The following is a 21,849-nucleotide window of genomic DNA, read 5'->3' as shown; positions in this document are numbered from 1 at the left end:
CTCAGGCCTCGTCGGTCGCCGCGTCGGGCTCGGGGTCCGGCACCGGGGTGTCGGCCTCGAGGATCGCCGCGGTGAGCAGCGGGCCGGTGAGCCCGATCTGCCAGCTGCGGGCGCCGTACGACGCCAGCTGGCCGGCCACCGCGTCGAGCAGCGCCCCGGGCTCCCGGGTCGCCGGCGGCGACCAGAGCGTGCGCCGCAGGTAGTCGGGGGTCAGGACGTTCTCGACCGGCAGGTGGTGCTCCTCGGCCAGGGCAGCCATCGCCTCGCGGGCCAGCTGCAGGCGGCGGGCCGCGACCGGGTCCTTCTCGGCCCAGGCGCGCGGCAGCGGGGGGCCGTCGCCCCGGGGGGAGCGGGTGGGGAGGTCGTTCTCCTCCATGGCCTGCACCGCGGCGAGCGCGGCGACCCAGCGCGAGGAGTACCGCTCCGCGCCGCGGCCGTGGAAGCCCTTCGTGGAGAGCAGGGCCGCGCGGTCGGTCGGCATCGCCTGTGCCGCGGCCACGATCGCCGCGTCCGGCACGATCCGGCCGGGCGTCACGTCGCGCTGCTCGGCGATCTCGTCCCGGGTCTCCCAGAGCGCCCGCACGGCGCCCAGCGCCCGGCGGCCGCGGACCCGGTGCAGGCCGGAGGTGCGCCGCCACGCGTCGACGCGCGGCGCGGGCTCGAAGCCGCGGAGGTGGTCGAACTCCTGCTGCGCCCAGTCGGCCTTGCCGGTCGCGACCAGCTCGGCCCCGAGCTTCTCGCGCAGCTCGACCAGCACCTCGACGTCGAGGGCGGCGTACTCGAGCCACGGCTCGGGCAGCGGTCGCGTCGACCAGTCGACGGCCGAGTGCTCCTTGGCGAGGTGGAAGCCGAGCAGGGTCTCGACGAGCGTGGCGAGGCCGACGCGGGGGTAGCCCAGCAGCCGGCCGGCGAGCTCGGTGTCGAAGAGCGCCGTCGGGCTCAGCCCGACCTCGCGGAGGCAGGGCAGGTCCTGGGTCGCCGCGTGCAGGATCCACTCGGTGCCCTCGAGCACCTCCTGGAGGGGATCCAGCGAGTCGAACGCGATCGGGTCGACCAGGTGCGAGCCGGAGCCCTCGCGGCGCAGCTGGATCAGGTAGGCGCGCGAGGAGTAGCGGTAGCCCGAGGCCCGCTCGGCGTCGATCGCGACCGGGCCGGTCCCGGCGGCGATCCGCTCGCAGACCTCGCGCAGCGCGGCCTCGGTGTCGACGACCGGGGTCAGCCCGTCGCGCAGCGTGAGCATCGGCGGCGGGGGCGCCTCCGGCTCGTCGGGGGTCGCGGGGGCGTCGGGGGTCGCGGGGGCGTCGGGCGGCTCGGGTGAGGTCGGGTCGGAGTCCGGGGGCATGGTCAGCGTCCCGAGCCCCGCTGGCCGCGGCGGCTCGGCATGACGCTCACACCTTCGGGCACCGGCGGGAGTCCGACCGCGGTGCAGAGCAGCTCGCCCCAGGCCTCGACGTGGGGGCCGAGGTCGAGGGCGATGGTGGCGCTCGGGTCGCCGGACGCGAGCGGGGTCCAGGAGGCGCGCACCTCGATCTGCGCGGTGCCGCCCTCGTCGGCCATGCCGCCGAAGCTCTCGGTGGCGACCCGGGTCACGGTGCCCGACGCGGCGGCGTACGACGCCCCGTGGGCGTCCAGCGCCTCGGTCAGCCAGGACCAGCCGACCGCGGCCAGCATCGGGTCGGTGATCAGCTCGAGGTCGATCTCGGCGCGGGCGTAGGCCACGCAGCGGAAGGTGCCGTCCCACGCGTCGTTGCCGGCCGGGTCGTGCAGCAGGATGATCCGGCCGGTGCCCAGGTCGGTGTCGTCGACGGTCACGTCGGCCGAGAGCGCAGAGGCGTACGGCGCGATCCGCTGCGGCGCCGGCATCTCCTCGCAGAAGATCTCGGGGCGCAACCGGGCCGCCTGCATGCTGGCAACGGCCTCCCGGAACTCCGGGGGGCTCGTGCCCGCACCCGTTCCCGGGTGCGTCTCCTGACGGACGACCATGGGTTCACAGTAGGTCTGCGGCCTCGTCCCGATGTGCGAACACGCCGACTGACCTGCGAGGCTTCGTCCCGTGACCGCTGTACCGACCGACCGTCCCGACCTGCGCGACAGCGCGTTCCTGCGGGCCGCGCGCGGCGAGTCCGTGCCCCACACGCCCGTCTGGTTCATGCGCCAGGCCGGTCGCTCGCTGCCGGAGTACCTCAAGATCCGCGAGGGCGTCGGCATGCTGGAGTCCTGCATGGATCCCGCGCTGGTCGTCGAGATCACCCTCCAGCCGGTGCGGCGGTACGCCGTCGACGCGGCCATCTTCTTCTCCGACATCGTGCTGCCGCTCAAGGCGGTCGGCGTCGACCTCGACATCAAGCCGGGCGTCGGCCCGGTCGTCGCCTCGCCGGTGCGCACGCTCGCGGACGTCGCGGCGATCCCGGACCTGACCCCCGAGCACGTCCCCTTCATCACCGAGGCCGTCCGCGGCCTGGTGGGCGAGCTGGGGTCGACGCCGCTGATCGGCTTCGCGGGCGCGCCGTTCACCGTGGCGTCGTACCTCGTCGAGGGCGGCCCCTCGAAGGAGCACGCGAAGACCAAGGCGATGATGTTCGGCGCCCCCGACGTCTGGGACGCGCTGATGCGCAAGATCGCCGGCATCTCCGCGGCGTACCTCCGCGTCCAGGTCGAGGCCGGGGCCTCCGCCGTGCAGCTCTTCGACTCGTGGGCCGGTGCGCTCACCCCCGACGACTACCGCGAGCACGTGATGCCGCACTCGGCCCGCGTGCTGGCCGACGCCGGCGAGCTCGGCGTGCCGCGCATCCACTTCGGCGTCGGCACCGCCAACCTGCTCGGCCTGATGGGCGACGCCGGGGCGGACGTCGTCGGCGTCGACTGGCGCACCCCGCTCGCCGACGCGATCCCGCTCGTCGGGGACCGCGTGGTCCAGGGCAACCTCGACCCCACCCTCGTCTTCGCCCCCACCGACGTGATGACCGCCCGTGCGGGCCAGGTCATCGAGGCCGGCCGGGCCGCCAAGGGCCACATCTTCAACCTGGGCCACGGCGTCATCCCCTCGACCGACCCCGACCAGCTCAAGCGGCTGACGGAGTTCGTGCAGTCCTACCCCGTCTGAGCGCCCGGGACGTCATGCGGTCGGTGCACCCGCTGGCTCGGGACGTATGACGTCCTGAGCGCAGCGCCGATCACGCCTCGAGCGCGGACGTCGTACGCCGCCGCAGCAGCCGCCGGCCGAGCGGCAGGCCGGGGACGAGCAGCACCAGCAGCAGCACGAGGAACGGCAGTGCGGCGCCGGCGACCGTGGCCGCACCGACGGCGACGTGGCTCAGGCCGGACCAGCCGGACTTCAGGCCGGCCACGAACCCGGTGGCGTCGTCCTTCTTCTTCTCCTCGACGACCGGCTTCTTCTCGGGGGTCCGCTCGAGGGAGACCGTGACCGTCGACATCTTCGTCTGGTCGGCGAGGTAGGACTGGCGGCGCTCCAGGGAGTTCAGGACGGCCTGGCGCCGGGACAGCTGGGCCTCGATGGCGATGATGTCGCGGATGTTCTGGGCCCGGTCGAGCAGCGTCTCGACGCGCAGGATGCTGCGCCGCTGCACCCGCAGGCGGACCGCGATGTCGATGACCTGCATGGTGACGTCGTCGGTGTTGGTGTCCGAGGAGATCAGGTCGGCGGCCTGCTCCAGGTCGCCGATCGCGGCGCGGAAGTCCGCGGTGGGGATCCGGACGACGAGCCGGGCGTGCTTCACCTCGCCCTCCTTGTCGGTGTCGGTCTGCTCCTCGGTCACCTCGCCGGCGTACCGGTCGACGACCTTCTGCACGTCGAAGCGCGCCTCGGCGACGTCGGGGGAGCGCAGGGCCACGTTGCCGGTCGAGATGACGGACTTCGGGGACACCTTCTCCGGGGCGGCGCCCTGCAGCCCGTTGGCCTGGAAGGCCAGGCCGGAGGAGCTCAGGGCGCGGGAGTCCAGCGAGGTCAGGTCGTCCGCACCCTCCGCGAGCGGTGCGGGGGCGGCCGGCTCCGGGCCGTCGACGGCGCCTCCGGACGAGCTGGTCCCGGCAGCATCCGTGGACGCGGTGTCGGCGCCGGACGAGCAGCCGACGAGGGCCACCCCGAGCACGGTGAGGGTGGTCAGGAGGCCGGTGAGCCCGGTGCGGCGAGGAGTGCGCGTCATGGGGCTGGGACGGCCGGCCCCGCCCGGCGGTTCCCGCGTCAGGACACGCGGGCGTCCTGGTAGGTGCGCGCGTGCCGGACCAGCAGCTCCTGCAGGTCGCGGACCGGTCGGGGGGCGTGCTCGCCCTGACGGTGCCGGAGCACCAGGGTCACGGCGGTGCGGTCGTCCTCGATCGGGCGGGCGACGATGAGGCCCGCGCGTTCCATGGGGTCGCCGAGGACGCTGTAGTCGGGAAGCACGGTGGCACCCAGGCCTTCGGCCACCATGATCTTGCCGAGCTCGGCGCCGTCGGTGGTGTAGCTGATGGCCGGCATGTCCGCGCCGAAGAGCCGGTGCGCGAAGCGGTGCATGAGATAGCCCGCCCGCATGGCCACGAATGGCTCGGCCCGCAGCTCCTCGACGGTCACCGATGCCTGCGCGGTGAGCGGGTGCCCGGCCGGCAGGACCGCCACCGGGCGGCCGTGGACCAGGCCGGTGCCGACCAGGTCGGTCGGCGGGTCGTCGCCGGCGAGCACGTTCACGAGGCCGAGGTCGAGCGCCCCCTCGAGCAGGCCCTGGTGGATCTCGCCCTGCTGGGTGTTGATGAGCTCGACGGTGGTCCCGGGGTGGGCGGCGCGGAACTCGCGGAGCGCCGGAGCGAGGAGCGTCGACGTCGCGGCACTGACCGTGCCGACGCGCACCTGACGGGTGCTGGTGGTCTGGTCGCCGGCCGCGGTGCGCAGCCGCTCGACCGCCTCGAGCACCTCGACCATGAACTGCTGCAGCTCGCGGCCGCGCCGGCTGATCCGCGCCCCGGACCGGCGCCGGTCGAGCAGCGTGACCCCCAGCTCGCGCTCGAGCTTGCTGACCGCCTCGCTCAGGGCCGGTTGCGAGATGTGCAGCCGCTCGCTGGCGCGGCGCAGGGAGCCGTGCTGGGTCACGGCGGCGATGTACTCGAGCTGTTCGATGCGCACGGGATTCCTTGGGGGAAGTGTTAGTCTACTAAAACGGTAGAGTTACCTTATTTTAGACCATCCGAACCGCCTTCCCCACATCCCGAAAAGAGTCCCCGATGACCCTCGACCAGTCCACCAGGCCCCGCACCCTCCTGGCCGACCTCCGGGCGACGTACGCCCCGCTCCTCGAGGAGATCGCGGCCGGCACCGTGCAGCGCGAGCTCGACGGCGAGCTGCCGACCGAGCAGGTCCGCCGGCTCAAGGAGGCCGGCTTCGGGGCCGTCCGGGTGCCTGTCGAGCACGGCGGCCGCGGCGCCGACCTGGTCGAGCTGACCCAGCTGTGGATCAACCTCGCCACGGCCGACGCCAACCTCCCGCAGGCGCTGCGCGGCCACTTCGCCCTCGCGGAGGACCGCTTGTTCCAGCACGTCCTCGGCGACGACCAGCGCGCCTGGTTCGCCCGGTTCGCCGCCGGCGAGATCGCCGGCAACGCCTGGTCGGAGGTCGGGTCGACCGGCATCGACACCCAGCAGACGGTGCTCACCCGCGACGGTGACGGCTACCGGATCAACGGCGAGAAGTACTACACGACCGGCAGCATCTTCGCGGAGTGGGCCGACGTCTACACGCGTCGACCCGGGGGAGCGACCGGGCGGGGCGAGGACGACTACGTCATCGCCGTCGTCGACACCCGCGAGCGCGGCGTCACCGTCACCGACGACTGGGACGGGTTCGGCCAGCGGGGGACCGGCAGCGGGACCACGGCCTTCGACGACGTGTGGGTCAATGCCGAGAACGTCCTGGTCTTCAGCCGGCGCTTCCCGTACCAGACCGCGTTCTACCAGCTGAACCTCCTCGCGACCCTCACCGGGATCGGCCGCGCCGCCCTGCGCGACGCCGTGGCCGCGGTCCGGCGCCGCGAGCGCAACTACTCCCACGCCAACGCCCCGCGCGTGCGCGACGACGCGCAGGTGCTCGCCCGGATCGGCGAGATCGCCGCCGCGGTGTACGCCGCCGAGGCGACCACCCTGCGCGTGGCCGCCGCCCTCGAGGCCACCTTCCGGGCCGGCCGCGGTCCCGACGCGACGCTGCGGGCACTCAACGAGGCTGCCGAGATCGAGTCCTCGGCCGCGCAGGTCGTCGTGACGGACCTCGTCCTCCGGGCGACCAGCGACCTCTTCGACACGCTCGGGGCGTCGGCGACCTCCCGGGCCCACGCGCTGGACCGCCACTGGCGCAACGCCCGCACCGTGTCGTCGCACAACCCGCGCATCCTCAAGGCGCGCGTCGTGGGCGGGTACGAGGTCAACGGCACCCCGCCGCCGTACGCCTGGGCGATCGGCGCCACCGAGCGAGGCCAGGCGTGGTCGTCCTCCGCGGACGAGGCCGCCTCCAGCGCCTGATCCGCACCCGGTCGGTCCGAACGAACCACCCCGGATGACAGGCAATGCCTGTCACCCGATCGACGGAATCGGCCGCCTGTGGGCGGGTCTCGCCTTGCACTCAGCCCTTTAGTCAAGCAATCTAGTCAACATAAGCGCCAAATCAGCACGGCGCGGCAGACCCCGAGGAGTTCCGCGATGAGCGCAGCACCGGCACGACAGCCCAGCACCACCCCCCTGAAGTTCGCCTACTGGGTGCCCAACGTGAGCGGCGGCCTGGTCGTCAGCAAGATCGAGCAGCGCACGGACTGGGGCTACGACTACAACAAGAAGCTGGCGCAGCTCGCCGAGAACAACGGCTTCGAGTACGCCCTGTCCCAGGTGCGCTACATGGCGTCGTACGGCGCCGCCTACCAGCACGAGTCGACGTCGTTCAGCCTGGCGCTGCTGCTCGCGACCGAGCGGCTCAAGGTGATCGCCGCCGTCCACCCCGGCATGTGGCAGCCCGGCGTGCTCGCGAAGTTCCTCGCCACCGCCGACCACCTGTCCGGCGGCCGCGCCGCGGTGAACGTCGTCAGCGGCTGGTTCAAGAACGAGTTCACACAGATGGGCGAGCCGTGGCTCGAGCACGGCGAGCGCTACCGGCGCGCCGAGGAGTTCATCCGCTACCTCCGCGAGATCTGGACCTCGGACAGCGCCGAGCTGAACGGCGACTTCTACCGCCTGCACGACTTCGACCTGAAGCCCAAGCCGCTCGCGTCCGAGGGGCGCCCGCACCCGGAGATCTTCCAGGGCGGCAACTCCTCCGACGCCCGCCGGATGGCCGGCCGCGTCTCGGACTGGTACTTCTCCAACGGCAACACCCTCGAGGGCATCGCCGAGCAGATCGCCGACGTCTCCGGCGAGGCCGCCCAGCACGACCGCACGGTCCGGTTCGGCCTCAACGGCTTCATGATCGCCCGCGACTCCGAGAAGGAGGCCAGGGAGACCCTGCACGAGATCGTCGCCAAGGCCGACCGCGAGGCCGTCGAGGGCTTCGGCTCCGCGGTGACGCAGGCCGGCCAGTCGACCGGCGACAAGAAGGGGATGTGGCAGGACTCGTCGTTCGAGGACCTCGTCCAGTACAACGACGGCTTCCGCACCGGCCTGATCGGCACGCCTGAGCAGATCGCCGAGCGGATCATGGACTACAAGCGCCTCGGCGTGAACCTCTTCCTCCTCGGCTACCTCCACTTCCACGAGGAGGTCCAGCAGTTCGGGCAGGACGTGCTGCCGATCGTGCGCGAGATGGAGGCCGACGAGGCCGAGAAGGCGGCCTGATGGTGGCCCTGTCCCTCGTCAACGACATCGCGCCGGAGGTGAGCCGCGCGCTGGTGCCCGTGCTCACCGCGGACGAGGCCGTCCGCGTGGCCGGCGAGCTCGCGGCCGAGCTGGCCGCCGGCTCCGCCGAGCGCGACACCGAGCGGATCCTCCCGGCCGCCGAGCTCGAGGCGCTGTCGGCCTCGGGCCTGCTCGCCATCACCGTGCCGGAGGGGTACGGCGGAGCCGACCTGCCGGCCGAGACGCTGGCCGAGGTGTTCCGCCTGCTCGCCTCGGGCGACCCGAGCGTCGCGCAGATCCCGCACAGCCACTTCGTCTACGTCAACGCGCTGCGCCACCAAGGCACCGACGACCAGCAGGTCCACCTGTTCGGCGAGGTGCTCCGCGGCAAGCGGTTCGGCAACGCGCAGTCCGAGGTCGGCACCAAGCACGTGCGCGACTACCGCACGACGCTCACGCCGCGCGGCGACGGCGGCTGGCTGCTGAACGGCGAGAAGGGTTACAGCACCGGCGCGCTGTTCGCGGACTGGATCCCCGTGCTCGCGCACCTCGACGTGGACGGGCCGATGCACGTGGCCTGGGTCGAGCGCACCGCCCCCGGCGTCAGCGTGGTCGACGACTGGGACGGCATGGGTCAGCGGACCACCGCGAGCGGCACCGTGCGGCTCCAGGACGTGCGGGTCGACTCGGACCTGATCACGCCGTACCACCTCACCTTCGAGGGCCCGCAGACGTATGGCGCGTTCGCTCAGCTGCTCCACGCCGCCCTCGACGCCGGGATCGCCCGGGCCGCGCTGAGCGAGGCGGCCGGCTTCGTGACCACCAAGAGCCGGCCCTACCCCGACGCGCAGGTCGAGCGGGCCGCCGACGACCCGCTCGTCGTACAGGCCTTCGGCGAGATGGAGCTGCAGGTCCGCGCGGCCGAGGCGCTGCTGGCCGAGGCCGGACGCGCCGTCGACCGGGCCGACGCCCACCTCACCGAGGAGAGCGCCGCCCACGCCAGCCTGGCGGTGGCCGCCGCCCGCGCCTCCAGCACCCAGGCCTCGATCGAGGTCGGCAGCCGGCTCTTCGAGGTGGCGGGCACCCGCTCGGCCCTCGCGAGCCTCGCCCTCGACCGGCACTGGCGCAACGCCCGCACGCACACGCTCCACGACCCGGCGGGGTGGAAGGTCCAGCACCTGGGCCGCTACGCCGTCGACGGCACGTTCCCGCCCAACCACGGGCAGCTGTAGGTCTCGATACACCCGCTCGTTCCTCGCGGGCACTCGACCAACGAAAGGGCAACCGCGACACCCGCTCGTTCCTCGCGGGCACTCGACCAACGAAAGGGCAACCGCGACACCCGCTCGTTCCTCGCGGGCACTCGACCAACGAAAGGGCAACCGCGACACCCGCTCGTCCCTCGCGGGCACTCGACCAACGAAAGGCACTCCCTGATGAGCACGCTGAAGTTCCACTGGTTCCTCCCGACCAACGGCGGTGACGGCCGGCAGGTCGTCGGCGGCGGGCACGGCGTCAACGCCCTGCCCTCGGGCCGCCCGGCGTCCGTGTCCTACCTGGGCCAGGTCGCCCGCGGGGCCGAGGACATGGGCTTCGACGCCGCGCTGACGCCGGCCGGCGCCTGGTGCGAGGACGCCTGGCTCTCCACGGCGATGCTCAGCCAGGTCTCGGAGCGGCTGAAGTTCCTCGTGGCCTTCCGGCCCGGGCTCGTCTCGCCGTTCCTCGCCGCCCAGATGGCCGGCACCTTCCAGAACATGACCGGCGGCCGGCTGCTGCTCAACGTCGTCACCGGCGGCGAGAGCCACGAGCAGCGCATGTTCGGCGACTTCCTGGACAAGACCGAGCGCTACGAGCGCTGCGACGAGTTCCTCACGATCGTGCGCCGGCTGTGGGCCGGCGAGACGGTCACCTTCGAGGGCAAGCACCTCCAGGTCGAGAACGCCTCCCTCGCCCAGATCCCCGACCCCGTCCCGGAGATCTACTTCGGCGGGTCCTCCCCGGCCGCCGGCGACGTCGCTGCCAAGCACGCCGACGTGTACCTCACCTGGGGCGAGCCGCCCGAGGCCGTGGCCGAGAAGGTGAAGTGGATCCGGGGCCTGGCCGAGCAGCAGGGCCGTGACATCACGTTCGGCATCCGGATGCACACGATCACCCGCGACACCGCCGAGGAGGCGTGGGCCGAGGCCGACCGCCTGGTCGCCGGGATCGACGAGGAGACCGTGGCCAAGGTCCAGGCCGGGCTGCGCAAGAGCGAGTCCGAGGGCCAGCGCCGGATGCTCGAGCTGAACGGCGGCAGCAAGGACGACCTCGAGATCTACCCCAACGTCTGGGCCGGGGTCGGCCTGGTCCGGGGCGGCGCCGGCACGGCGCTCGTGGGCAGCCACGAGCAGGTCGCCGAGCGGATCGAGGAGTACCACTCGGTCGGCATCGACGAGTTCGTGCTCTCGGCGTACCCCCACCTCGAGGGCGCCTACTGGTTCGGCGAGGGCGTGCTGCCGGTGCTGGCGAAGAAGGGCCTGTGGGAGCACCCGCACCCGACGGCCGTCAGCGCCCAGGTCCCCTTCGCCGCCGAGGGCTCGAAGGCGGCCTCGTGACCTCCCGTCCCGGCACCCGGGTCGCGGTCGTCGTCGGCAACCCCAAGCCGCGGTCGCGGACGCTCGAGGCGGCCCTGCACGTGGGGCGCGAGCTGACCGACGGGGCCGAGCCCGACCTCGTCGTCGACCTCGCGGACCTCGGCCCGGCGCTGCTCGACTGGTCCGACCCCACCGTGGCCGGGCTGGTCGAGGAGGTCGGCGCGGCCGACCTCGTCGTGGTCGCCTGCCCGACGTACAAGGGCACCTACACCGGGTTGCTCAAGCTCTTCCTCGACCGCTTCGCGACCGACGGGCTGCACGGCGTCGCCGTGCCGCTCATGCTCGGCGCCGGCCCCGGGCACGCCCTGGCGCCGGAGCTCACGCTGCGCCCGGTGCTCACCGAGATCGGGGGCATCGTGCCCGCCAAGGGGCTCTACGTCCTCGACGCGGCGTACGACGACCCGGACGCCTACACCCACTGGCTGGGGCTCGCCCGTCCCGCCATCACCGCCATCCTCGACAGCACGGCAGGAGTGACCTCATGACCGTCACCGCTCTCACCACCAACCAGGACCTCGACCCGGACCGCCTGCGCGAGGCCTTCGGCATCTTCCCGAGCGGCGTCGTCGCCGTGGCCGCGGAGGTCGACGGGGAGCTGATCGGGCTCGCCGCGAGCTCGTTCACCTCGGTCAGCCTCGAGCCGGCCCTGGTGTCGTTCTCCGTGGCCCGGACCTCGAAGACCTGGCCGTCCCTGCGGCGCGCCGACCACCTCGGCGTGACGATCCTGGCCGACCACCACGGCGAGGTCTGCCGCCAGCTCGCCGGCGACGTCGCCCACCGCTTCGACGACGTGGCCGTCACCGCGACCGACGACGGCGCGGTGACCCTCGACGAGGGCCTCGCCCGGTTCGAGTGCTCGATCTACCGCGAGGTGGAGGCCGGCGACCACCTGATCGTCATCCTCCAGCTGCACGCCGTCGAGCACGCCGACACCTCCCTGCCGCTGGTCTTCCACCGCAGCGCCTTCGGACGCCTGGCCGACAGCGCCTGAGCCCGTCCCGGGCCCCCAGCTCCCGACCCCGACCGTGTGCACCCGCGGTCGGGGTCGGGCCTTTCCCGGCACCTCGCGCCCCGCTTCCTAGACTGGGGACGTGCCCCCCTCCCCGAGCGACCGCCGTCGTGCCGTCGTCGTCGGGGGAGGGATCGCCGGCCTCACCGCCGCGCGCGACCTGGCCGCGGCCGGGCACGAGGTGCTGCTGCTCGAGGGCTCCGACCGGCTGGGCGGCAAGCTCCTGCGGCGGCGCGTGGCGGGCGTGGCCGTCGACGTCGGCGCCGAGGCGATGCTCAACCGCCGGCCCGAGGGGGTCGAGCTGGCCGAGGCGGTCGGGCTCACCGTCGAGCACCCCACCACGGCGTCGTCGCGCATCTGGACCCGCGACGCGCTGCGCCCGCTGCCTCGCTCGCTGATGGGCGTGCCCCTCGACGTCGACGACCTGGCCCGCTCCGGCGTGCTGTCGGACGCCGGCCTGGCCCGGGTCCGCGAGGAGCCGGGCCTGCCGCCGACGCGGATCGAGGGCGACCCGTCCGTCGGCGAGCTGGTCGAGGCCCGTCTCGGCGCCGAGGTCGTGGACCGCCTGGTCGAGCCCCTGCTCGGCGGGGTGTACGCCGGCAACTCACGCGCCCTGTCGGCCCGGTCGACCGTCCCGCAGCTGGTCGCGATGGCCGGGCGCGGGTCGCTGCTGGAGGCCGCCGCAGTGCTCCCGATCTCCGGCGTCCCCGTCTTCGCGGGCCTGCCCGGCGGCATGGCCGGCCTGGTCGACGCCCTGGCGGACCTGCTGGCCGCCGACCCGCGAGTCACGCTCCGCACCGGCGCCACCGTCCGCGCGCTCGGGCGGACGCCGGAGGGCTTCGTGCTCACCGTCGGCCCGACCACCGCGCCCGAGCGGGTGCCGGCCGACCTCGTTGTGCTCGCGACCCCGGCGGCCCCCACCGGGCGGCTGCTGGGCGACCTGGCCCCCGTCGCGGCAGCTGAGCTGGCCGCGATCGAGCACGCCTCGACCGCCGTGGTGACCCTCGCCCTCCGCGCCCGCGACCTGACCGGCACCGCGCTGCTCGACGGCGGCTCCGGCTTCCTCGTGCCTCCGGTCGACGGCCGCCGGATCAAGGCCGCCACCTTCTCCTTCGCCAAGTGGGGCTGGGTGCGCGACGCGGGTCGCGGCGCGCTCGACGGCGAGGACCTCCTGCTGCTGCGCACCTCGCTGGGCCGGCACGGCGACGCGGTGGCGCTCCAGGCCACGGACGAGGAGCTCGTGGCCGCCTCGCTCGCCGACCTGGCCCTCGCGACCGGGCTCGCCGCCCGTCCGGTCGACACCCACGTCCAGCGGTGGGGCGGCGGGCTGCCGCAGTACGCCCCCGGGCACCTCGAGCGGGTGGCCCGGATCCGGGTCGACGTGGCCCGGGTCCCCGGCCTGTCGGTCTGCGGGGCGGCGTACGACGGCGTGGGCATCCCGGCCGTCATCGCCTCCGCCCACCGCGCGACAATGGAGCCATGAGCAACAGCAAGGCCGCACGCGCCCGCGAGATCAACGACTCCATCCGCTACACGATGTGGTCGGTGTTCCGGCTCGACACCGTGCTCGGCGAGGACGCCGACCGCGCGGCCGAGGCCGCCGAGGTCGAGCAGCTGTTCGCCGAGCTCGCGGAGGCCGACGTCGTCGTCCGCGGCGTGTACGACGTCAGCGGGCTGCGCGCGGACGCCGACGTGATGGTGTGGATCCACGCGACGACGTCGGAGGAGCTGCAGGCGGCCTACCACCGCCTGCGCCGCACCGCGTTCGGCCGCCGCCTCGCCCCCGTGTGGTCGCAGATGGCGCTGCACCGGCCGGCGGAGTTCAACAAGAGCCACGTGCCGGCGTTCCTCAGCGACGAGGACGCCAAGAAGCACGTCAGCGTCTACCCCTTCGTGCGGTCCTACGAGTGGTACCTCCTCGACGACGCCGACCGGCGCCGGATGCTCGCCGACCACGGCAAGATGGCCCGCGACTACGCCGACGTCCGCGCCAACACGGTCGCGAGCTTCTCGCTCGGCGACTACGAGTGGATCCTCGCCTTCGAGGCCGACGAGCTGCACCGCATCGTCGACCTGATGCGGCACCTGCGTGGCTCGGAGGCCCGCCGCCACGTGCGCGAGGAGGTACCGTTCTACACCGGCTCGCTCGTGGAGGTCGCCGACCTCGTGGGTCGGCTGCCCTAGCCGCGGAGGGAGGCGGAGCCGGTGCGGCACCCTGCGCGTCCCACCCGCATGCGACCTCTCCTCGCGCCGGTCCTGGCGCTCGCCGCCCTGCTCCTCGGCGCCTGCGGGGACGTCGACGCCTCCACCGGTCCGGCCGCCGCGCCGACCCCGCTCGTGCGCCCGACCGCGGTGCCGCCCGCCGAGGGCGAGGTGACGACGGCGTACGCCGTCACGGTGCTCGACGACGCCACCGGCCGCGGCCCCGAGCTGTGCCTCGGCGGCGTGCTCGACTCGCTGCCGCCGCAGTGCGGGGGGCCGTCGCTCGTCGGGTGGGACTGGTCCGAGCACGAGGGCGACTACCAGAGCGCCGCCGGCGTCCGGTGGGGCGAGTTCGAGGTCACCGGGCGGTTCGACGGCCGGCGGTTCACCGCGACCCGGGTGGTGCCGGCGGACGACGTGCCCCCACCCGCGTCCGAGGACGACGTGGACGAGTTCGCGACGCCGTGCAGCGCGCCGGCGGGCGGCTGGACGGTGGATCCGGGCCGGGTCACGCAGCGTGACCGCAACCGTGCCTTCGCCGTCGCGCGGCACCTCGACGACTACGTGTCCTCCTGGGTCGACACGTCGCTGGACCCGCGCACCCCGGAGGAGATCGACCAGGGCAGTGCGGGGGGCGCCGCGGACGTGAGCCGCCAGATCATCGACGTCCGGGTCCTGCGCGACGTCGCCGGCGGCGAGGCCGCCGTGCGCCGGGTGTGGGGCGGCGGGCTGTGCGTCGTCCGGGGCGGCACCCGCACCGACGCCGACCTGGCGGTGGTGCAGGAGCAGGCGCAGGAGCTGCCGGGGGCCCTGTCGTCCGGCCGGGGAGTCACCGGTGTGGTGGACGTCGACGTCCTCCACGACGACGGGACGCTGCAGGCCTGGGCGGACCAGGAGTACGGCCCGGGTGTCGTGACCTTGCACTCGGCGCTCCGCCCGGCCCGGTGACGCCGGGGAACCGGACCGGCCGTCCCGACGTCCCACCGGCGTGATGATCCGGATCGCCCTCGCGGGCACCCTCTTCCTGGCCCTGACCGGGTGCGGTGGCGCGACCACCGCCAGCGACCCCGCGGGCGACCCGTCCGGGTCCCCGACCGGCAGCGCGGCCGCCCCCGACGACGGGCGGCCCACGGAGGTCCCCGCCGCGGACGGCCCCGTCGCGACGCGCACGATCGTCACCGTGATGGACACCGGCGAGGGGCTGCCGCAGCTCTGCCTGGGCGCCGTCGCGGAGTCCTACCCGCCCCAGTGCGGCGGCCCCGAGCTGCGCGGCTGGAGCTGGGCTGACCAGCAGGGCGTCTTCGAGCACCAGGGTGACGTCCGCTGGGGCATGTTCGTGGTCACCGGCACCTTCGACGGCACCGCGATGGACGTCACCCACGCGATCCCGGCGGCGCTGTACGACGCCGCGCCGGTCGACGACGGCAGCGGGATCGAGCCCCCCGACACCCAGCAGGGTCTCGGCGGCAAGCAGGACCCGCGGCGCGCCGAGATCGCCACCGACCTCGAGCAGCGCCCGCTGCCGGGCCAGCTGAGCGTGGTCCCCACCGAGGTCTCGGTCGTGGTCGACGTCGTCCACGACGACGGCACGATCCAGGACTGGGCGGACGCGACGTACGGCGAGGGCGTGGTCGAGGTGATCTCCGCGCTCGTGACCGTGGGCCGCTGAGGTCCCGTCGCCTACGCGGGGTCGGCGGACCCGGCCGGATCGACGGGCTCGAGCGTCAGGCTGATCGAGTTGATGCAGTAGCGGTCGCCCGTCGGCGTGCCGTAGCCGTCGGGGAAGACGTGGCCGAGGTGCGAGCCGCAGGTGGCGCAGCGGACCTCGACGCGCTTCATGCCGTGGCTGGTGTCCTCGATGTACTCGATCGTGTCGCTGATCGGCTGGTAGAACGACGGCCAGCCGCAGCCCGAGTGGAACTTCGTGTTCGACTCGAACAGCTTCGACCGGCACGCCTTGCAGCGGTAGACGCCGGTCGTCTCCGTGTCGGTGTACTCCCCGCGGAACGCGGGCTCCGTGCCGGCCTGGCGCAGCACGGCGTACTCCTCGCGGCTCAGCTCGGCGCGCCACTCCTCGTCGGTCTTCTCCACTCCGTATGCCATGCCCTCCACGGTAATGGGGGCGACAAGCCAGCGCGGGCGACGACCGCCGAGCCGATCTCTAGACCAGTGGTGAGAACCGGCGGTGGCGGGGTACACCACGTGAGCGACGGCACATTCGCCGCGCCCGGGCATCACCCCTGGGGGCGTTGACGCACGCAGTGAACATGTGTTCACTGAGTACCCTCGCGGGATCACCGCAGGCACGGAACGACGGAGGCAGCATGGCGGCAGGAAGCACCATCCCGTGGGAGCGCGTGCGCGAGGCCGGGTCGAAGCTCACGACCCCGCTCCATCCCGATGACTACCTGTCGCTGATCAACCCGCTGTGGAGCTCGCGCGAGCTGCGCGGCCGCGTCGAGAAGGTCGTCCAGGAGACCGAGGACGCCGCCACGCTCGTGATCCGGCCCGGCTGGGGCTGGCGCTACGACCACCGCCCCGGGCAGTACGTCGGGATCGGCGTGCAGCTGGACGGCAAGTTCCACTGGCGCTCCTACTCCGTCAGCTCGCCGCCCAAGCGCAAGGGCCGCACCATCGCGATCACGGTCCGCGCGATGCCGGAGGGCTTCCTCTCCGACCACCTGGTCCGCGGCCTGGCCCCCGGCACGATCGTCCGGCTGGCGCTGCCGAACGGCGACTTCGTGCTGCCCGACCCGCCGCCCGCCGAGATGCTGTTCCTCGTCGGCGGCAGCGGCATCACCCCGGTGATGGCCATGCTGCGCACCCTCGACCGCCGCGGCACCATGCCCGACGTGGTCGTCCACTACTCCTCGCCGACGGCCGAGCGGATGATCTTCCGCGAGGAGCTCGAGGCGCTCGCCGCCAAGCACCCGTCGCTGACGCTGCACCAGCTGCACACCGACACCGACGGCATGCTCGAGCTCGCGGACCTCGACGACCTCTGCTCCGACTGGCGCCAGCGCGACACCTGGGCCTGCGGCCCGGCGCCGATGCTCGACGCCATCGAGGAGCACTTCGAGGAGGCCGGCCTGTCCGACCAGCTGCACCTCGAGCGCTTCTCCCTGGCGCTCGGCGGCGACGGCGGCGAGGGCGGCACGATCACCTTCCAGAACTCCGGCAAGACCGCGGAGGCCGACGGCGCCACCACCGTGCTCGAGGCGGGGGAGGAGGCCGGGGTCGGCATGCCGTACGGCTGCCGCATGGGCATCTGCCACACCTGCACCCTGACGCTCGTCGAGGGCACCGTCCGCGACCTGCGCAACGGCAACGAGTTCTCCCAGCCGAACGAGCAGGTGCAGACCTGCGTCACCGTCCCGGTCGGCAACTGCACGCTCAACATCTGACCCGACCCGCTCGATCACCGCACCAGGCTCGATCACCGAAGCACGACGAACCGACACACGGAGGAACCGCATGGCCATCGCAGACGTGAAGGAGTACACCCACCTCACCGAGGAGGAGGTCGAGCAGCTCGGACGCGAGCTCGACGCCATCCGCGCCGAGGTGGAGGAGTCCCGCTGCGACGCCGACGCGGCGTACATCAACCGGATGATCCGCATCCAGCGCGGCCTCGCCGCCGCCGGCCGGGTCACCCTGATGGTGGGCACCCAGTCGAAGAAGTCCCGCAAGGGCGCGATGGCGGCCGGCGCCGCCCTGCTCGGCGTGGCCAAGATCCTCGAGAACATGGAGATCGGCCACAACGTCATGCACGGCCAGTGGGACTGGATGAACGACCCCGAGATCCACTCGAGCAACTGGGAGTGGGACACCGCCCAGCCCGCCGAGCAGTGGAAGCACTCGCACAACTACATCCACCACCAGTTCACCAACGTCCTCGGCCACGACAACGACATCGGCTACGGCATCCTGCGGATGGCCCGTGAGCAGAAGTGGCACCCCGTCTACCTCGGCCAGCCCGTCTACAACGCGCTGCTCGCCGGGCTCTTCCAGTGGGGCGTCGCGCTGCACGACCTCGACCTCGAGGCGATCCGCAAGGGCAAGAAGGACCCCAAGGAGATGAAGCGGCAGCTGCGCCAGATCGCGTGGAAGGGCCGCAACCAGATCCTCAAGGACTACGTCGTCTACCCGGCCCTCAGCGGTCCGCAGTGGAAGTCGACGATCAAGGCGAACGTCGCGGCGAACCTCACCCGCAACCTGTGGTCCTACATGATCATCTTCTGCGGGCACTTCCCCGACGGGGCGCTGCACTTCACCGAGGAGGAGCTCGAGGACGAGACCCGCGCGGAGTGGTACCTCCGCCAGATGCTCGGCTCGGCGAACTTCGAGGGCAGCCGCACGCTGCACATCCTCGCGGGCAGCCTCGGCTACCAGATCGAGCACCACCTGTTCCCCGACCTCCCGAGCAACCGCTACCCGGAGATCGCGGTCAAGGTGCGCGCGCTGTGCGACAAGTACTCCATCCCGTACACCACCGGTCCGCTGCACCACCAGTACGGCCAGGCTCTCCGGACGATCATGAAGCTGTCGCTGCCGAACAAGTTCACCTCCAGCGACCAGCCCACCCCGCCGGAGCCCACCGTCTCGATCGAGCGCGGCCGCCGCTCGGACGCCGAGCGGCCCACCCGTCGTACCGAGACGGGCGGCTGGTCGCGGACCCAGTCGGCATGAGCGTGACGACGGCACCGTTCGCCTGCACGTACGACGACGGGACCACCGGCGCGCTCACCGAGGGCCTCGAGGGGCTCAACGGCAAGCGCGTCACCCAGTGCGCGCTCAGCAGGATCTGCGGGTCCTGCGGGCGCCCGCTGGGCCGACCGATCGCGTTCGTGGGCAGCGGCGCGGAGGTGGCGCGCAACGCGTTCCACTTCCCGCCGCTGCACCTCGCCTGCGCCGAGCAGGTCGTCCAGCAGGTCGCCACCTGGCAGCTGGTGACCACGGCCGGCTTCGAATTCGTGCGGCCCGCCAAGCAGGACATCGACCGACGGCCGACGTTCGAGCCCAACTCCCTGCTCTGACACCTCGACGCGGCCCGTCCGGCTAGCGTGAGCCCATGCCGAAGCCAGCCGCAGTCGAGGTCGACGCCGGAGGTCGCGCGGTCCGGGTCTCCAGCCCGGACCGGGTGATCTACGAGGCCACGGACACCACGCCCGAGGTCACCAAGCTGATGGTGGCGGAGTACTTCGCCAGCGTCGACGACGGGTTGATGCGAGCCCTGCGCGACCGGCCGACGGCGCTCGAGCGCTGGCCGTCCGGGGTGCGTGAGGGCATGAAGCTGGCCACCGGCCCCGCTGACCGCAACGCCGACGCGTTCTACCAGAAGCGGGTCGCCAAGGGCGCCCCCGACTACGTCGAGACCGTCGGCATCACCTTCCCGTCCGGACGCACCGCCGACGAGATCTGTCCGACCGAGATCGCCGTGCCGGTCTGGTGCGCCCACATGGGCACGCTGGTCTTCCACCCGTGGCCGGTGCGCCGCGCCGACGTCGACCGTCCCGACGAGCTCCGCATCGACCTGGACCCGCAGCCCGGCACGACGTTCGCCGACGCGGTCCGGGTCGCCGGGGTGGCGCACGAGCTGCTCGAGGAGCTCGGCATCACCGGCTACCCCAAGACGTCCGGCAACCGGGGGATCCACGTCTTCGTGCGGATCCGCCCGGACTGGGACTTCGCGGACGTGCGGCACGCCGCCATCGGGTTCGGGCGGGCGCTCGAGCTGCGCGACCCCGGCGTCACGACGGCGTGGTGGAAGGAGGAGCGCGGCGAGCGGATCTTCGTGGACTACAACCAGAACTGCCGCGACCGCACCATCGCCTCGGCGTACTCCCTCCGGCCGCTGCCGGGCGCACCGGTGTCGACCCCGATGACCTGGGAGGAGCTGGCCGGCGTCACCGACCCGCGCGAGTTCAACCTGTTCACGGTGCCGGAGCGGGTCGCGGCCGGCGACCCGTGGGCCGGGATCGACGACGTGCACCACGACCTCACGCCGCTGCTCGACCTGTGGGAGGAGCTGCCGGGCGGTGAGCTGAACTTCCCGCCGGACCACCCGAAGATGCCGGGGGAGCCGCCGCGCGTGCAGCCGTCGAAGAAGGTCGAGTCGCACTGGGACGGCGACGGCAACCGGATCGAGTGACGCGGCGCCGGGCCCGGACCCCCACGACACGGGCCCGGACATGACAGAGGACCCGCCGGCGCTCCCCCCCAGAAGCGCCGAACGGGTCCCTCGTCACAGGTCGCTCGACGCTCGGGACGTCGCACTCGGGACCCCATGGACCCCCGTCGGACCTTCAGTCGTCCACCCCGGTGAAGGAGCTTCCGACGTCTCCGACACTAGGGGCGCGCGACACACAGCCGATCCACGTGCGGGCCACGATTCGTCCAGCGTTCGGTAACAGAATCCGGGGTCTCAGAGCCCCGTGACGCCCTCGCCGGTGCCGCCGGCCTGCTCGTCGAAGGTCTCGTGCTCGAGCAGGTGCAGGACCGGGACGCCGATCTTGCGGCGCGCGCGGGAGGTCCAGTCGACGTGGAAGAACTCGGCGACCACGTGCGAGCGGGTCAGGATGATCGCCTCGCGGGCGTCGACCCGGGTGACCTCGGCGGCGAGCGCGTCGATCGGCGGCTCGCCGACGACCCGGCCCTCGGCTGTGGCGCCGGCGCCGCGCAGGGCCGCGAGCGTGGCGGCGAGGTCGGCGTCCGAGCGCTCCTGGCAGTCCTGGCGCACCGCGTCGAGGTCGACGTCGCTCATCCCCATCGCCGGCGTCGCGAGCACCTCGCCCGAGGAGAGCGACCCCATCGCGGACTCGATCCGCGCCGCGGCGTCCTCCAGGGGCAGGAGCACGTGGTAGACCACGGGCTCCTCGATCCCGTCGTGCAGTGAACGGACCTGGGCCGCGTCGGCCGCGGTCAGGGCCTGCTCCACGAGCAGCACCACGTCGTACGTCGTCTCACTCATCGTGATCGCCCTCCCTCGCCGAGAAAGCCTCGACACCCAGGATCCTACCGAGGTCGTAGCTCACCGGCTCCTCCAACTGCTCGTAGCCGCACGAGGTGGCGTCGCGGTCCGGGCGCCAGCGCTTGAAGTGAGCGGTGTGGCGGAAGCGGCGGCCCTCCATGTGGTCGTACTTCACCTCGATCACCAGGTCCGGGCGCAGCGGCGTGAAGGACAGGTCCTTGCCGGCGCTCCAGCGGCTCTGGGTGCCGGGGATCCGGTCCGGGTTGGCCGTGAGGAACTCCTGCCAACGCCCCCACGGGTGGTCGGCGATGTCGCAGACGAGGGGCTGCAGCTGCTCGAACAGCTCGTGGCGGCGCTTCTCGGTGAAGCTGGCGCTGACGCCGATGTGCTGCAGCTCGCCGTCGGCGTACAACCCCAGCAGCAGGCTGCCGAGCAGCCGTCGCTCGGGCGTCGAGGTCTTGTGCTCGCGGTAGCCGGCGACCACCACGTCCGCGGTGCGCTCGTGCTTGATCTTGAGCATCGTGCGGGCGTTCTGCTGGTACGGCGCCCCCAGCGGCTTGGCGACCACGCCGTCGAGCCCGGCGCCCTCGAACTCGGTGAACCACGCCTCCGCCTCGGCCGGGTCGGTGGTCGTGCGGGTCAGGAAGCAGGGGCCGTCCAGCCCCGTCAGCGCCTCCTCCATCGCGGCGCGGCGCTCGGCGAACGGTCGCTCGGCGTACGACTCGTCACCCAGCGCCAGCAGGTCGAACGCGACGAAGCCGGCGGGGGTCTTCTCGGCGAGCATGTCGACGCGCGACTTCGCGGGGTGGATCCGCTCCTGCAGCACCTCGAACTCCAGGCGCTCGCCGCCGTCCTCGGTCGGCAGCGCCACGAACACCTCGCCGTCGAGCACGCACCGCTCCGGCAGCTGCTCCTTGATCGCGGCGACGAGCTCGGGGAAGTAGCGGGTCAGCGGCTTGGTGTTGCGCGAGGTGAGCTCGACCTCGTCGCCGTCGCGGAAGACCAGGCAGCGGAAGCCGTCCCACTTGGGCTCGAACGACAGGCCGCCGTGCTTGGCCGGGTCGGGGATCCCGGCCACCGACTTGGCGAGCATGGGCTGGACGGGAGGCATCACGGGCAGGTCCACGAGCCGACCCTAGCCGCGGAGCCGTGCCCAGTCGGCGCGTCTGCAGGTGCGCCGACCCGGCGGTGGGCGCTCCGCCCGACGTCCCACGCCTTAGGGTTGCCCCGAGCAA

The 21,849-nt window shown here is 72.9% G+C and carries 22 protein-coding genes; 15 read left to right on the top strand and 7 right to left on the bottom strand.

The window, feature by feature from the left end; genetic code table 11:
• Position 1: 1 nt before the first annotated feature.
• Both H5V45_RS07155 and H5V45_RS07150 read right to left on the bottom strand, forming a co-directional pair.
• Complete coding sequence (locus H5V45_RS07155; RefSeq protein WP_185252296.1) at positions 2 to 1,342, bottom strand: ribonuclease D; 1,341 nt, start codon at positions 1,340 to 1,342, stop codon at positions 2 to 4.
• Between the two features lie 2 nt (positions 1,343 to 1,344).
• Entirely contained in the window at positions 1,345 to 1,983 is a 639-nt protein-coding gene (locus tag H5V45_RS07150) for a DUF3000 domain-containing protein (RefSeq protein WP_185252295.1), read from the bottom strand.
• A gap of 70 nt (positions 1,984 to 2,053) precedes the next feature.
• Between H5V45_RS07150 and hemE the strand changes: the two genes are divergently transcribed.
• Positions 2,054 to 3,103 (top strand): uroporphyrinogen decarboxylase, encoded by a 1,050-nt coding sequence (gene hemE / locus H5V45_RS07145; RefSeq protein WP_425491426.1) that lies wholly within the window; start codon positions 2,054 to 2,056, stop codon positions 3,101 to 3,103.
• A gap of 70 nt (positions 3,104 to 3,173) precedes the next feature.
• Here the strand turns inward: hemE and H5V45_RS07140 are convergent, their stop codons facing one another.
• Complete coding sequence (locus H5V45_RS07140) at positions 3,174 to 4,163, bottom strand: DUF4349 domain-containing protein (protein ID WP_185252294.1); 990 nt, start codon at positions 4,161 to 4,163, stop codon at positions 3,174 to 3,176.
• 38 nt (positions 4,164 to 4,201) lie between these two features.
• Positions 4,202 to 5,116 (bottom strand): LysR substrate-binding domain-containing protein, encoded by a 915-nt coding sequence (locus H5V45_RS07135; protein ID WP_185252293.1) that lies wholly within the window; start codon positions 5,114 to 5,116, stop codon positions 4,202 to 4,204.
• A gap of 98 nt (positions 5,117 to 5,214) precedes the next feature.
• On the opposite strand from H5V45_RS07135, the gene H5V45_RS07130 reads away from it, so the two are divergent.
• The 10 genes from H5V45_RS07130 to H5V45_RS07085 all read left to right on the top strand — a co-directional run bounded on the left by H5V45_RS07130 (position 5,215) and on the right by H5V45_RS07085 (position 15,313).
• Positions 5,215 to 6,501 (top strand): acyl-CoA dehydrogenase family protein, encoded by a 1,287-nt coding sequence (locus H5V45_RS07130; protein WP_185252292.1) that lies wholly within the window; start codon positions 5,215 to 5,217, stop codon positions 6,499 to 6,501.
• A gap of 177 nt (positions 6,502 to 6,678) precedes the next feature.
• Positions 6,679 to 7,800, top strand: a complete 1,122-nt coding sequence (gene sfnG, locus H5V45_RS07125; protein ID WP_185252291.1) for a dimethylsulfone monooxygenase SfnG — start codon at positions 6,679 to 6,681, stop codon at positions 7,798 to 7,800.
• Positions 7,800 to 9,032, top strand: coding sequence for an SfnB family sulfur acquisition oxidoreductase (locus H5V45_RS07120; protein WP_185252290.1), 1,233 nt, complete (start codon positions 7,800 to 7,802; stop codon positions 9,030 to 9,032). The genes sfnG and H5V45_RS07120 overlap by 1 nt, the downstream gene beginning before the upstream one ends.
• Positions 9,033 to 9,236: 204 nt before the next feature.
• On the top strand, positions 9,237 to 10,394 hold the full coding sequence (locus H5V45_RS07115) for an LLM class flavin-dependent oxidoreductase (RefSeq protein ID WP_185252289.1): 1,158 nt from the start codon (positions 9,237 to 9,239) through the stop codon (positions 10,392 to 10,394).
• Entirely contained in the window at positions 10,391 to 10,918 is a 528-nt protein-coding gene (locus H5V45_RS07110) for an NAD(P)H-dependent oxidoreductase (protein ID WP_185252288.1), read from the top strand. The genes H5V45_RS07115 and H5V45_RS07110 overlap by 4 nt, the downstream gene beginning before the upstream one ends.
• On the top strand, positions 10,915 to 11,424 hold the full coding sequence (locus H5V45_RS07105) for a flavin reductase family protein (RefSeq protein ID WP_185252287.1): 510 nt from the start codon (positions 10,915 to 10,917) through the stop codon (positions 11,422 to 11,424). Before H5V45_RS07110 ends, H5V45_RS07105 begins: the two co-directional genes overlap by 4 nt.
• A gap of 100 nt (positions 11,425 to 11,524) precedes the next feature.
• The gene (locus H5V45_RS07100; RefSeq protein ID WP_185252286.1) at positions 11,525 to 12,925 is read left to right on the top strand and encodes an FAD-dependent oxidoreductase; all 1,401 of its coding nucleotides are present in this window, start codon (positions 11,525 to 11,527) and stop codon (positions 12,923 to 12,925) included.
• Positions 12,922 to 13,626 (top strand): hydrogen peroxide-dependent heme synthase, encoded by a 705-nt coding sequence (gene hemQ / locus H5V45_RS07095; RefSeq protein ID WP_185252285.1) that lies wholly within the window; start codon positions 12,922 to 12,924, stop codon positions 13,624 to 13,626. The genes H5V45_RS07100 and hemQ overlap by 4 nt, the downstream gene beginning before the upstream one ends.
• A gap of 48 nt (positions 13,627 to 13,674) precedes the next feature.
• Positions 13,675 to 14,592, top strand: coding sequence for a hypothetical protein (locus H5V45_RS07090; RefSeq protein ID WP_185252284.1), 918 nt, complete (start codon positions 13,675 to 13,677; stop codon positions 14,590 to 14,592).
• 40 nt (positions 14,593 to 14,632) lie between these two features.
• Positions 14,633 to 15,313 carry a hypothetical protein gene (locus H5V45_RS07085; RefSeq protein ID WP_185252283.1) on the top strand — a complete coding sequence of 227 codons (681 nt, stop codon included), beginning with the start codon at positions 14,633 to 14,635 and terminating at the stop codon, positions 15,311 to 15,313.
• 11 nt (positions 15,314 to 15,324) lie between these two features.
• On the opposite strand, the gene msrB is transcribed toward H5V45_RS07085, so the two are convergent.
• Complete coding sequence (gene msrB, locus H5V45_RS07080) at positions 15,325 to 15,747, bottom strand: peptide-methionine (R)-S-oxide reductase MsrB (protein ID WP_185252282.1); 423 nt, start codon at positions 15,745 to 15,747, stop codon at positions 15,325 to 15,327.
• Positions 15,748 to 15,968: 221 nt separating this feature from the next.
• Here msrB and H5V45_RS07075 point away from each other — a divergent pair, with 221 nt between their 5' ends.
• The 4 genes from H5V45_RS07075 to H5V45_RS07060 all read left to right on the top strand — a co-directional run bounded on the left by H5V45_RS07075 (position 15,969) and on the right by H5V45_RS07060 (position 19,795).
• Entirely contained in the window at positions 15,969 to 17,048 is a 1,080-nt protein-coding gene (locus H5V45_RS07075; protein ID WP_185252281.1) for a ferredoxin reductase, read from the top strand.
• A 70-nt stretch (positions 17,049 to 17,118) separates the two neighbouring features.
• Positions 17,119 to 18,333, top strand: a complete 1,215-nt coding sequence (locus H5V45_RS07070; RefSeq protein WP_185252280.1) for a fatty acid desaturase family protein — start codon at positions 17,119 to 17,121, stop codon at positions 18,331 to 18,333.
• A complete protein-coding gene (locus H5V45_RS07065; RefSeq protein ID WP_185252279.1) occupies positions 18,330 to 18,680 on the top strand; it encodes a hypothetical protein in 351 nt (116 codons plus the stop codon). Before H5V45_RS07070 ends, H5V45_RS07065 begins: the two co-directional genes overlap by 4 nt.
• Before the next feature lie 35 nt (positions 18,681 to 18,715).
• On the top strand, positions 18,716 to 19,795 hold the full coding sequence (locus H5V45_RS07060; protein ID WP_185252278.1) for a DNA polymerase domain-containing protein: 1,080 nt from the start codon (positions 18,716 to 18,718) through the stop codon (positions 19,793 to 19,795).
• Between the two features lie 273 nt (positions 19,796 to 20,068).
• Here the strand turns inward: H5V45_RS07060 and H5V45_RS07055 are convergent, their stop codons facing one another.
• Positions 20,069 to 20,614 carry a hypothetical protein gene (locus H5V45_RS07055; RefSeq protein ID WP_185252277.1) on the bottom strand — a complete coding sequence of 182 codons (546 nt, stop codon included), beginning with the start codon at positions 20,612 to 20,614 and terminating at the stop codon, positions 20,069 to 20,071.
• Positions 20,607 to 21,740 carry an ATP-dependent DNA ligase gene (locus tag H5V45_RS07050; protein WP_185252276.1) on the bottom strand — a complete coding sequence of 378 codons (1,134 nt, stop codon included), beginning with the start codon at positions 21,738 to 21,740 and terminating at the stop codon, positions 20,607 to 20,609. Before H5V45_RS07050 ends, H5V45_RS07055 begins: the two co-directional genes overlap by 8 nt.
• Between the last annotated feature and the right edge of the window lie 109 nt (positions 21,741 to 21,849).

The organism is Nocardioides luti (genome assembly GCF_014212315.1).
GTDB classification, from domain to species: domain Bacteria; phylum Actinomycetota; class Actinomycetes; order Propionibacteriales; family Nocardioidaceae; genus Nocardioides; species Nocardioides luti.
The sequence above is the reverse complement of the archived record's forward strand: the minus strand, read 5'-3'. Positions and strand labels throughout refer to the sequence as shown.

What these genes read in the sequence shown, in the direction of transcription:
- H5V45_RS07155 (WP_185252296.1), bottom strand. Translation starts at nt 1,342, where the DNA reads ATGCCCCCGGACTCCGACCCGACCTCACCCGAGCCGCCCGACGCCCCC.
- H5V45_RS07150 (WP_185252295.1), bottom strand. Translation starts at nt 1,983, where the DNA reads ATGGTCGTCCGTCAGGAGACGCACCCGGGAACGGGTGCGGGCACGAGC.
- H5V45_RS07140 (WP_185252294.1), bottom strand. Translation starts at nt 4,163, where the DNA reads ATGACGCGCACTCCTCGCCGCACCGGGCTCACCGGCCTCCTGACCACC.
- H5V45_RS07130 (WP_185252292.1), top strand. Translation starts at nt 5,215, where the DNA reads ATGACCCTCGACCAGTCCACCAGGCCCCGCACCCTCCTGGCCGACCTC.
- sfnG (WP_185252291.1), top strand. Translation starts at nt 6,679, where the DNA reads ATGAGCGCAGCACCGGCACGACAGCCCAGCACCACCCCCCTGAAGTTC.
- H5V45_RS07120 (WP_185252290.1), top strand. Translation starts at nt 7,800, where the DNA reads ATGGTGGCCCTGTCCCTCGTCAACGACATCGCGCCGGAGGTGAGCCGC.
- H5V45_RS07115 (WP_185252289.1), top strand. Translation starts at nt 9,237, where the DNA reads ATGAGCACGCTGAAGTTCCACTGGTTCCTCCCGACCAACGGCGGTGAC.
- H5V45_RS07105 (WP_185252287.1), top strand. Translation starts at nt 10,915, where the DNA reads ATGACCGTCACCGCTCTCACCACCAACCAGGACCTCGACCCGGACCGC.
- hemQ (WP_185252285.1), top strand. Translation starts at nt 12,922, where the DNA reads ATGAGCAACAGCAAGGCCGCACGCGCCCGCGAGATCAACGACTCCATC.
- H5V45_RS07090 (WP_185252284.1), top strand. Translation starts at nt 13,675, where the DNA reads ATGCGACCTCTCCTCGCGCCGGTCCTGGCGCTCGCCGCCCTGCTCCTC.
- msrB (WP_185252282.1), bottom strand. Translation starts at nt 15,747, where the DNA reads ATGGCATACGGAGTGGAGAAGACCGACGAGGAGTGGCGCGCCGAGCTG.
- H5V45_RS07075 (WP_185252281.1), top strand. Translation starts at nt 15,969, where the DNA reads ATGGCGGCAGGAAGCACCATCCCGTGGGAGCGCGTGCGCGAGGCCGGG.
- H5V45_RS07070 (WP_185252280.1), top strand. Translation starts at nt 17,119, where the DNA reads ATGGCCATCGCAGACGTGAAGGAGTACACCCACCTCACCGAGGAGGAG.
- H5V45_RS07065 (WP_185252279.1), top strand. Translation starts at nt 18,330, where the DNA reads ATGAGCGTGACGACGGCACCGTTCGCCTGCACGTACGACGACGGGACC.
- H5V45_RS07060 (WP_185252278.1), top strand. Translation starts at nt 18,716, where the DNA reads ATGCCGAAGCCAGCCGCAGTCGAGGTCGACGCCGGAGGTCGCGCGGTC.
- H5V45_RS07055 (WP_185252277.1), bottom strand. Translation starts at nt 20,614, where the DNA reads ATGAGTGAGACGACGTACGACGTGGTGCTGCTCGTGGAGCAGGCCCTG.